At 65.6% G+C, this 10,320-nt stretch carries 9 protein-coding genes; 3 read left to right on the forward strand and 6 right to left on the reverse strand.

Features of this window, described 5'->3' with window-relative positions:
- Positions 1-9 precede the first annotated feature (9 nt).
- Genes R3P95_RS06580 through R3P95_RS06590 form a run of 3 tightly spaced genes read left to right on the forward strand, consistent with a single transcriptional unit; the run spans position 10 to position 2,063 of the window.
- On the forward strand, positions 10-936 hold the full coding sequence (locus R3P95_RS06580) for an AEC family transporter (protein ID WP_094639540.1): 927 nt from the start codon (positions 10-12) through the stop codon (positions 934-936).
- 46 nt (positions 937-982) lie between these two features.
- Positions 983-1,447, forward strand: coding sequence for a hypothetical protein (locus R3P95_RS06585; RefSeq protein WP_068050174.1), 465 nt, complete (start codon positions 983-985; stop codon positions 1,445-1,447).
- Between the two features lie 25 nt (positions 1,448-1,472).
- Positions 1,473-2,063, forward strand: a complete 591-nt coding sequence (locus R3P95_RS06590) for a DUF1707 SHOCT-like domain-containing protein (protein WP_317547745.1) — start codon at positions 1,473-1,475, stop codon at positions 2,061-2,063.
- Here the strand turns inward: R3P95_RS06590 and R3P95_RS06595 are convergent.
- The 6 genes from R3P95_RS06595 to R3P95_RS06620 form a co-directional block, all read right to left on the reverse strand.
- Positions 2,044-3,990, reverse strand: a complete 1,947-nt coding sequence (locus tag R3P95_RS06595) for a vWA domain-containing protein (protein ID WP_317547746.1) — start codon at positions 3,988-3,990, stop codon at positions 2,044-2,046. The genes R3P95_RS06590 and R3P95_RS06595 overlap by 20 nt on opposite strands.
- Positions 3,990-5,375, reverse strand: a complete 1,386-nt coding sequence (locus R3P95_RS06600; RefSeq protein ID WP_317547747.1) for an ATP-binding protein — start codon at positions 5,373-5,375, stop codon at positions 3,990-3,992. The genes R3P95_RS06595 and R3P95_RS06600 overlap by 1 nt, the downstream gene beginning before the upstream one ends.
- A gap of 116 nt (positions 5,376-5,491) precedes the next feature.
- Positions 5,492-6,220 (reverse strand): endonuclease domain-containing protein, encoded by a 729-nt coding sequence (locus R3P95_RS06605; RefSeq protein WP_317547748.1) that lies wholly within the window; start codon positions 6,218-6,220, stop codon positions 5,492-5,494.
- A 290-nt stretch (positions 6,221-6,510) separates the two neighbouring features.
- On the reverse strand, positions 6,511-8,064 hold the full coding sequence (gene purH / locus R3P95_RS06610) for a bifunctional phosphoribosylaminoimidazolecarboxamide formyltransferase/IMP cyclohydrolase (protein WP_317547749.1): 1,554 nt from the start codon (positions 8,062-8,064) through the stop codon (positions 6,511-6,513).
- Positions 8,061-8,684: a phosphoribosylglycinamide formyltransferase gene (purN, locus tag R3P95_RS06615; protein WP_316629424.1), complete on the reverse strand. Its 624-nt coding sequence runs from the start codon at positions 8,682-8,684 to the stop codon at positions 8,061-8,063. Before purN ends, purH begins: the two co-directional genes overlap by 4 nt.
- A 71-nt stretch (positions 8,685-8,755) precedes the next feature.
- Positions 8,756-10,237, reverse strand: a complete 1,482-nt coding sequence (locus tag R3P95_RS06620) for a cell division protein PerM (RefSeq protein WP_317547750.1) — start codon at positions 10,235-10,237, stop codon at positions 8,756-8,758.
- Positions 10,238-10,320: the final 83 nt, after the last annotated feature.

Raw genomic sequence — 10,320 nt, forward strand, 5'->3', positions numbered from 1 at the left:
AGTCCGTAGATGTCCGGCGTCCTCGAGGGCTTCACCGTCATCTTCGTCGTCATCGCACTGGGTTACCTGCTCGCCCACCTGAAAGTGCTCGGCGAACACGGCCAGTTCGTACTGAGCCGACTCGTGTTCTTCGTCGCGACGCCCGCGCTGCTGTTCGTCACGTTGGCGAACTCGGATCTGTCGGTCATTCTGTCGCCTGTACTGGCCGTAGCCGGCACCACCGCACTGCTCGTCGGTGCCGTCTATTTCGTCATAGCCAAGCTGGCTCTGAAACGAACCGTGCCCGACGCGACCGTCGGCGCACTCGCGAGTTCGTACGTCAATGCCGCCAACCTGGGTATCCCGATTGCAGTCTTCGTGCTCGGCGACGCGAACTTCGTCGCTCCCCTGCTGCTGTTCCAGATCATGGTCTACACCCCGATCGCGGTGACGATTCTCGATGTCTCGACGGAGATCGAGAAGGTCTCGGTGCTCAAGACCGTCACCACACCGTTCCGGAACCCGATCGTGCTGGCCGGCGCAGCAGGACTGGTTCTGTCCATCACCGGCTTCGAGCTGCCCGAGGCGTTGATGCAGCCGTTCCAGCTCGTCGGGAACGCGTCCGTCCCCGGCGCGTTGCTCGCCTTCGGCCTGTCTCTCTACGGTGCCCGAGTGCTGCAGAAGGGCATCAGTCCACGACGGGACGTGGCCCTGGCCACGGTGTTCAAGATGGCACTGCAACCCCTGCTCGGCTACCTCATGGCCCGGTTCGTGTTCGGTCTGGACGGCCACGATCTGTTCGCCATCGTCGTCGTCTCGGCACTGCCGACCGCACAGAACGTGTTCGTCTTCGCCAGCCGCTACCAGCGCGGGGTGGTGCTGGCCCGAGACACTGCGTTCGTGACCACGCTCGTCTCGATCCCCGTCATCGCGCTCGTGACGCTCTTCCTCGCATGAGCCGAACACAAAGGTTCTCCTCAGCTCACAGCGCTAGTTTGGTTTCATGAGGTTTCTCGCTGCAGGAGTCATGTTGTGTCTGCTGCTGGTCGGCTGCAGCACCGCCTCCGGCAGCGACGACGAGACGACGCCGACGGTCGGATCCACCACACCGGTCGGTCTCGCTCAGCAACCCAGCGCACCTCCGGTTCCTCACGAAGTGCCCGTCGGCGACGTCGGCACGATGTTCGAGCCCACCCCCGACCTGATCCGCGCCACCACCACTCCGTTCGAGTCGTGGAGCCAGGTCTCCCCCAACACCATCGCGGTCCACTTCGTCACCGGCACTCCCGAGTGCTACGGAGCCGACGCGTCGGTGACCGAGACCGACACCACCGTCACCATCGAACTGCGTACCGGGACCAAGCCCGACGCCGCCGACAAGTCCTGCATCATGGTGGCCGTCTACGCCACCATGCAGATGACGTTGGCCTCTCCCCTCGGGAGCCGCACCATCCTGAATGCGGCCTGACCCTCACGCAGGTAGGGTCCGGGCGGTGAGCGATCATCTGCCAGACCGAGATCGAAGCCGGATTCGCGCGGCCGATGCGGACAGAAATCTGGTCGCGCAGCTGCTGAGCGACGCCTTCGCGAACGGCCAACTCACCGTCACCGAGTACGACGAACGCACGGCAGCGGTGTACCGGGCGAAGACCTACGGCGAACTCGACGTACTGACCGGGGACCTGGTCCTGTCTCCGCCTCCCGCACGTGCACCATCCGGTGGCTCTGCGAACGACCGCGTGATCGCCATCATGAGCGGTGCCATGCGCAAAGGAGAGTGGACCGCGGCGGCGCGCATCGACGCGTTCGCCTTCTGGGGTGGCATCGAACTCGACCTACGCCGTGCATCGTTCTCCGCCGAGGAAACCACCATCAACTGCGTGGCCATCATGGGCGGCATCGAGGTCACCGTGCCGCCCGGAGTGAGCGTCGAGGTCCGCGGCATGGGGATCATGGGCGGATTCGAGCACGTCAGCGCGGCCCACCCCGGCGCACCGCGCGTCGTCGTCACCGGCTTTGCGTTCTGGGGTGGGGTGTCGGTCGAGATCAAGGACCCCGACAAACCTAGGATCGCCGACGCTTGAGGTAGTCGGTCACCACCGCAGCACCCAGTCCATCCAAATCCGGCGCAATGACGCGCCCGCCCACACGCTCGGCCATCTTGTCGACCACCCGAGCCAGACCGGGATCGTCGCCGAGCCGAAAGATCGTCACCTGCGCCCCGAGTTTCGCGACGGTATCGAGCTCGCGCACGGTCAGTCCCAGTGTCTTCGAAGACGGTGGGTAGTCGAAGTACGCGTGACCGTCCGGCTCGAGATGCGCCGTCGGCTCACCGTCGGTCACGATCAGCACCACGGGCTGCGCATTGGGATGACGCCGCAGATGCCGCACCGCAAGCATCAGCGCGTGATGCAGATTGGTGCCCTGATCGTAGGCACCGTCCAACCCCGCCAACTCCGAGGCCGTCAATGTCTGTGCGTGCCTGCCGAATCCGATGAGTTGCAGATCGTCCCCGCGAAATCGGGTACTGACCAGGTGATTGAGCGCCAGTGCTGTGCGCTTCATCGGCACCCAGCGGCCGTCCATCACCATCGAGAACGACGTGTCGACCAGCAGTGCCACCGCTGCCTGCGTCCGCGTCTCGGTCTCGCTGATCTCGACATCAGTCACCTGCAATTGCACCGGGAAGCCCGATCCTGTTGCCGCCGAGCGCAGTACCGCATTGTTGACCGTGCGGGTCACGTCCCACGGCTCGGTGTCACCGAACTCCCACGCTCGCGACGCTCCGGTGGGCTCGCCCATCGCGCCTGCCTTGCGGGTGTCTCGCTCGCCGCCGCGTCGGGACAGCTTTCCCGCGACGTCCTTGAGCGCGGACTGCCCCAGCTGACGCATCGCCTTGGGTGACAGACGCCATTGCCCGTCGGCATCCTTGTCCATAAAACCCTGCTGCTGCAGAGCCTTTTCGAGTTCGGCGAGCATTCTGGCATCGGCCGCAGCCTCGGGCCCGAGTTGCTTCAGCAGGGCGTCTGCGTCGATGTCGTCCAGTGCGGCACCGTTGTACTGCTGCGAGAGCTGATTTCCCAGGTTCTCGAGGTCGGCGATGTCCTGGAGCGCACCGGTACCGTCGCCCAGGCCCATACCGTTCTCGCCGCGGAAGTTCTGCGAGCCGTCCCAATCCTCACCGGGCCGGGCCTGCTGCAGGTTCTGATCGAGCTGATCGAGCTGATTCAGCAGATTCGAGTCGCCGAAGGCCTGCTGTGCCAATGCATCCAGCTCGGCCCGCTGCTCGGGCGTCAGGGAGTTGCGCAACCGCTGCGCCGCTGCCGCCCGCTGGGCGAGCGAGTCCAACAACTCGTCGACATTCTCGGGGTTTTCCGGGAAATGCTGACCGTGCTTGTCCATGAACTTCTCGAACTGCTCGTCGGTGTTCTCGCCCTTGTTGTGGGCGTCGAGCAATTCGTTGAGGTCCTTCAGCATGTCGCTGATGGCCTGACGGTCCTCCTCGGTGGCACCTTCGAGAGCTTGCTTCATGCCCGCGAAACGCTGATCGAGCATTTCCCGTCCGAGCAGATCTTTGATCTTCTCGTAGTTCTCGCGACCCTCGGACGAGCGCCAGTCGTAGTCCGAAAGCTCCTGCACCGCTTGCGCAGTGGACGGTGACAGATCGCCGATCTGCATCTCTTGGAAGCGCGCATCGTCGTCGAGGGCACGCGCCAACGCCTTGCGCTCCTCGAGCACTGCCTTGTCCAGCAGCTCACGTACTTCCTGCAGCGTGCCGTCGAGGTTGTTCTTCTTCAACAGATCTCGACGACGCTTCGCAGCCTGCGCGGCCAGGTCGTCGAGCCCACGCATGTTCTTGGTCCCGCGCCGCAGCATCTCCTGCAATGCCCGACGCGGTGACGCGCCCTCGAGCACGTCCTCGCCGATGGCGTCGAGCGCCTCGCGCAGATCCACCGGTGGCGCAAGGGGATCCGGACCGTCGTGATACCGCCCGTATCTGGAGCGACGCATCAGCTGTACACCGTCTGACCGTCGTCGTCGGGGTCCTTGGAGATGCGACGCGCGAGGTAGAGGCCCTCCAGGGCAAGTTCGACGGCAGCGGCCTTCTCGCCGTCCGAGGTGGCATTCAGCCGCTCGTGGATGTCGCCGATGACCTCGACGTCGGGCAGCTCGTCGAGCAGAGCCTTGGCGGTGATGCGATCGCCGGTGACGATCGGTTCGCCCGTCTCCACCGCCGTCACCAGTGCTGCGAGGTTGATGCCGCCGAGATGCGCCCGTACGGTATCGGCCGTCGCCCGACGCAGCATGTGTTCGAGGACCTCGATTTCGCGGCCCTCTTCACCGGATTCGAACTCGACCTTGCCGCGCAGCACCTCGATGATGGTGCCGAGATCCACCGGCCGGGCCACGGGCTCGGCCTCCCCCAGGATCGCGGCCCGGTGAACGGCTGCGGCAGCGATGGTTTCGGCTGCGGCGATCGCGAATCGGGCGGAAACGCCGGAGCGCTGGTCCACCGACGGTGACTCGCGCAGCAGTCGGGTGAATCGGGCCAACACCTCGAGCAGGTAGGTCGGGACCGCGGCCTGCAGCTCCGCTTCCTGCTCGATGACGGCCACCTCGGCGTCGAGTTCGAGGGGGTAGTGAGTCCTGATCTCGGCTCCGAAGCGGTCCTTGAGCGGGGTGATGATGCGTCCGCGATTGGTGTAGTCCTCCGGGTTCGCGCTCGCGACCAACATGACGTCGAGGGGCAGGCGCAGCGTGTAGCCGCGCACCTGGATGTCGCGCTCCTCCATGACGTTGAGCAACGACACCTGGATGCGCTCGGCGAGGTCGGGGAGCTCGTTGATCGCCACGATGCCGCGGTGGCTGCGCGGGACCAGTCCGAAGTGGATGGTTTCCGGGTCGCCGAGGCTGCGACCCTCGGCTACTTTCACCGGATCGACGTCGCCGACGAGGTCGGCCACCGAGGTATCCGGGGTCGCGAGCTTCTCGGCGTACCGCTCGCTGCGATGCCGCCATTCGACGGGAAGGTCGTCGCCGAGTTCCTTCGCCTTCCTGATGCTGGCAGGGGTGATGGGCTCGTAGGGGTGCTCGCCGAGTTCGGCTCCGGCGATCACCGGCACCCACTCGTCGAGCAACAAATTCAGGGTGCGCAGCAGTCGCGTCTTGCCCTGACCGCGCTCGCCGAGCAGAACCACGTCGTGACCGGCCAGAATCGCGCGCTCGAACTGCGGCAACACCGTCGAGCCGAATCCGACGATCCCCGGCCACGGATCTGTGCCGTCGCGCAATGCCTTCAGAAGATTTTCCCGCAGCTCTTCCTTGATCGACCGCTGCCGATGTCCGGATGCCTTGAGTTCGCCGAGAGTGGAGATGCCAGGTTTGGTAGAGGTCACTTCTCCACGCTACGAGCGTTTGCCGAAAGCTGCCATCTAGTGGTCGGTTGTGGTTCCGTCGAGCTCGCACCTATGCCACCTGAACTGGACAAATCGCCCGCATAAGTGCGAGCTCGCTACACCGGTGCGCCTGCCGCTCGAAGCGCGGCTCTGACGCGTGCCACAACGTCGTGAGGTCGCAGCCGCAGTTGCTCGGAATTGACCCGAACGATCTGCCAATAGCACTGCTGCAATTCCTCTGACCTCTCGATGTCACGGGTCCGCTGACGCTCGTCGAGCCAATGGTGAACGCCGTCGTACTCGACCCCCACCCGCCAACGACGCCACCCCAGGTCGATCCGCGCCACGAACCTGCCGGAACTGTCGCGGATCTCGACCTGTGTCTCGGGCTTCGGCAGGCCTGCCCCGACCAGTAGGAGCCGGGTGCGCGTCTCCTGTGGCGATTCCGCTCCACCGTCGACGACATCGAGTGCACTGAACAGGCACCGAATGCCTCGGATGCCCGGCCGCTGCTGCGCATAAGCACGTACAGCTTCCACGTCTACCCCGGTTGCAGCAACCACTGAGTCGAGGAGGACCACGGATAGTGGCGGCTGGACCCAGCGCCCGATATCGAATGCCGTGCGCACCGGTGTGGTGACAGCAATTTCCCCGACGACGCACACATCATCGCCGTCGAAGGCATCGCGATGGATTCGCAGACCGGGCAACTGATGCGACCTTCCGTTCGCCAGCACACTCGGCGGAGCGCTCGGGTCGATCCACTTCGCGCCGTGGACTGCCGCCGCGGAGACCCCTGCAATCACGGCACCATCGCCGACACAGATCGATGCGGCGACGGCCATCGTTCGCGCATCGAGAACGGTCCCGTCGCAGACATACGTGTCGCGAAAGACCCTCACATAGTTGCGACTCAGCTCGTGCCTGCTGAGAGCGCCCGAGCGTATTGCCTGCGAACCCCGAAACGGTCCGACCTGAATCCCCATGGCTCAACCCTGGCAGGGTCGACACCCCTGAAACGGCCCACTGTGCACTCTGTGGATAACTTTTCATCCATCCACAGATTGTCGAGTTCGCAGTTATGCGGCCGAAAGTGAGGTATGTGGCTGCATAACTGCGAACTCGGCATCACGCACTAGTGCGCGAAGTGTCGCGAACCCGTCAGATACAGCGTCACGCCTGCATCCTGTGCCGCTGTGATCACTTCGTTGTCGCGTACCGAACCACCGGGCTGCACAACGGCTTTGACGCCTGCTGTCATCAGCACCTGCAGACCGTCGGGGAACGGGAAGAAGGCATCGGAGGACGCCACCGAGCCGACGACGCGATCCCCGGCTCGCTGGACGGCGAGGTGGGCGGCATCGACGCGGTTGACCTGGCCCATTCCGACACCGACCGACGCCCCTCCGTGGGCGAGCAGGATCGCGTTGGACTTCACGGCCCTACCTGCGCGCCAGGCGAATTCAAGATCCTTCAGGGTCTGCTCGTCGGCGGGCTCGCCGGCAGCGAGGGTCCAGTTGGCAGGATTGTCGCCGTCTGCGTCGAGAACGTCGCGCTGCTGCAGCAGTGCGCCGCCGGAGATCGGCTTGAGTTCGACGCCCGAGGTGGACGGAGCCTCCGCCAGCAGTACACGAATGTTCTTCTTGCGCTGCAACACTCCGAGAGCACCGTCGGCGTAGGACGGCGCGATGATGACCTCGGTGAAGATCTCGGCCACCTGCTCGGCCATCTCGACGGTGACCTCGCGGTTGGCTGCGATGACGCCGCCGTAGGCACTCACCGGATCGCAGGCGTGGGCCTTGCGGTGCGCCTCGGCGATGTCGTTGCCGACGGCGATACCGCACGGGTTGGCGTGCTTGATGATCGCGACGGTGGGCTCGGCATGATCGAACGCCGCCCGCCACGCCGCATCGGAATCGGTGAAGTTGTTGTACGACATCTCTTTACCGTGCAGCTGCTCCGCCTGCGCGATGCCGGAGCTCGCAGGATCGACGTAGAGCGCCGCAGCCTGGTGCGGGTTCTCGCCGTAGCGAAGCACGGCCGAGCGATCCCAGGTTCCGCCGATCCATTCCGGAAACGACGATTCGGTATCGGGGGTCAGCACATTGCTCATCCACGACGCCACCGCGACGTCGTAGGCGGCCGTGTGCTGAAAAGCCTGTGCCGCAAGGGAAGTCCGTTCGGCGAGGGTGAATCCGCCACCGGCCACGGCCGCGAGCACGTCTTCGTAGCGGGACGGATCGACCACCACGGCAACCGAGGGGTGGTTCTTGGCTGCGGCGCGCACCATCGACGGTCCACCGATGTCGATCTGTTCGACGCATTCGTCCGGCGTCGCCCCGCTGGCGACGGTCTCGGTGAACGGGTACAGATTCACCACGACGAGCTCGAAGGCCTCGATGCCCAATTCCTCGAGCTGCGAAAGATGTTCGGGCTTACGGGTATCGGCGAGCACGCCGGCATGCACGCGAGGATGCAGCGTCTTGACGCGACCTTCGAGGGTCTCGGGGAATCCGGTGAGATCCTCGACCTTGGTGACCGGGATTCCGGCGTCGGCGATCTTGCTCGCCGTCGATCCGGTGGACACGAGAGCGACGCCCGCACCGTGCAAGCCGGTCGCCAGTTCGATCAGTCCGGTCTTGTCGTAGACGCTGACCAGCGCGCGGCGCACTGCTTTACGTTCACTCATCGGATTATCTGAGCCTTTCGTCCATCGGAGGTGACACCTGTGGTGGCCACGGCTGCGATCACGTCGACCAGCAACCGTCGCTCGACAATCTTGATGCGTTCGTGCAGAGCAGCTTCGTCGTCGCCGTCGAGGACCGGCACGGCTTCCTGCGCCAGGATCGGCCCGGTATCGACGCCGGAATCGACCAGATGAACCGTCGAACCGGTCAGTTTGACGCCGTGGTCGAGTGCGTCCCGCACGGCATGTGCGCCGGGGAACGATGGCAGGAGCGCGGGGTGAGTGTTGACGATGCGTCCGGTGAAGGCCCCGAGAAATTGCGGGCCGAGAATCTTCATGAAACCGGCGGTGACGACGAGATCGGGCTCGTGCGCCAGAACGGCGTCGGTGAGCGCGATGTCCCACTGCGCTCGATCGGCGTAGTCCTTCAATCCGATTCGAAAGTTCGGCATTCCGGCCTCGTCGGCACGGCGGGCTGCGTCGCACTCTCGATCGACTCCGACGGCCACGATGCGCGCGGGATAGCTCTCGGCAGCAGTCGCGGCGATGAGCGACTGCAGAAGCGAGCCGGTCCCCGATGCGAGGACGACGACCCGCGCGGGTGTCTCACGCAAGGCAGTCAGCGCACTACTCCTGAATTGTCGAGGCGGATCGTTCGAGCCAGCGGAAAGCCTAGTCGCTGCGCCGTCGAGCCCTACCGGGCAGGTCCGTCCTGATCTCCGGGAGGTGCGACGATCTCGGCATCCAACGGTTCGGCGGTAGCGGCCTCGACGGTCGCGTCCGGTTCTTCGGCCGGTGGCATCTCTGCCGGGACGTCGTCGACGACCTCCGCCTCGACGACATCCTCGACCACCTCGGTCTGTTCGTCGTCCTCCGATTCGGACGGGGCGGTCTCGGACGGGTCAGGCTCGGATGGGGCAGGTTCGGATGGGGCAGGTTCGATAGCCAGCTCGGCCGCAGGTACCGGAGTCGGAACGGGCTCGTCGCGAGTCGGCTCGGGTTCTGCTCGACGCCACACGACGAAGGCTGCGGAGGCGGAACCGACGACGGCCAGCCACGCGAACGTCAGCAGCCCGAAGCTCCAGACGGTGACTTCGACGGTGCCGAAGGTGCCCAGGTTTCCGCCTGCGGCGTAGCCGAGCAGTGCTGCGAGCGCTCCGGCCGCGGCCGCCACGGCCCATACCGAGGACACTGCAACCTGGATGTCGGCGCTGCGGATGGCGCAGTCGCGGCCGAGCAGTAGCCCGGCGCCGATCGGGACGACGAGCATGACGACCCAGATCGTCTGGGCCGATCCCTCGGGGAGGACGGCCAGGATCGGCAGCGGCGGTAGCGGTCCTCCGGTGGTGGAGAACAGGCTGACCGACGCGTCGCCGAACCCGGCTGTGGAACCGGTGGCCACCGCGAGTGCACCGATGACGATGTTGGGGAGATAGAGCACGGACAGCACGGTCAGCCCGAGCATGCCGACGACATCGCCTCCGCTCTCGAGCAGTGCGCCGGCGGTCTCCCAGGAGACGAGCAGGGCGAGCAGTACGACCGCCGCCCCGCCTGCAGCGAGGATCGACAGCGCGCGCACGAAGGGCGCAACGAGCGCGCGAACCCAGTCCGGAAGTCCGCGGCGGATCACCACCGAGTCCCAGCACGCGAAGAGCAGACCGGTTCCGGACGCGGCCGCGTGCACGCCTGCGACCCAGGAGAAGGCAACGAGAGCATTGGGACTGGACAGTCCGATGACGGTGGACGCGTCCTTGGCGACGGCCAGAGCAATGGCGGTGACGGCGAGCGGGCCGGCCATCGACGCCGCGAATACCCACCGAAGCACGCGACGGTCGGTGTCGGAGTCCACCGCGTGGTGGACGGTACGAGCGACGGACCAGCCGATGATCAGGGTCGGCAGCAGCGGTGCGACGCCGAGGGATGTGCCGCCGATACTCAGGGGCACCAGGTGCACGGCGAACCACGAACCGGCGATCGCTCCGAGCGTTCCGGTGAGGTCGCTGTTGGCCGAGACGAGGGTGACCAGAGCAAGGGTCGTCGCGATCACCACGACCAGTCCGGAGGTCTTGAAGGCCACTGCGGCGAGCATGCGCGACTGATCGGGCGTCGGTCCGGTGCTCGCGCGGGGAGCCCGGGCGGCCGCGCGTCGCGTCTCTCGGTTCAATAGATCGCTCATCGCACCGAGAGTCGCATCATCTTCGCGGCGCGCCGGTCAGGCGCGCCGCGCCCGGGGTTGTGTTGCCTGAATCAGGCGTGCTT

It is taken from the genome of Rhodococcus cercidiphylli (assembly GCF_033042225.1).
In the GTDB taxonomy this organism is placed as follows: Bacteria; Actinomycetota; Actinomycetes; order Mycobacteriales; family Mycobacteriaceae; genus Rhodococcoides.

Bases quoted from the DNA above. Each gene is read 5' to 3' on its own strand.
- R3P95_RS06580 (WP_094639540.1), top strand. From the start codon at position 10: ATGTCCGGCGTCCTCGAGGGCTTCACCGTCATCTTCGTCGTCATCGCA.
- R3P95_RS06585 (WP_068050174.1), top strand. From the start codon at position 983: ATGAGGTTTCTCGCTGCAGGAGTCATGTTGTGTCTGCTGCTGGTCGGC.
- R3P95_RS06595 (WP_317547746.1), bottom strand. From the start codon at position 3,990: ATGCGTCGCTCCAGATACGGGCGGTATCACGACGGTCCGGATCCCCTT.
- R3P95_RS06605 (WP_317547748.1), bottom strand. From the start codon at position 6,220: ATGGCCGTCGCCGCATCGATCTGTGTCGGCGATGGTGCCGTGATTGCA.
- purH (WP_317547749.1), bottom strand. From the start codon at position 8,064: ATGAGTGAACGTAAAGCAGTGCGCCGCGCGCTGGTCAGCGTCTACGAC.
- R3P95_RS06620 (WP_317547750.1), bottom strand. From the start codon at position 10,237: ATGAGCGATCTATTGAACCGAGAGACGCGACGCGCGGCCGCCCGGGCT.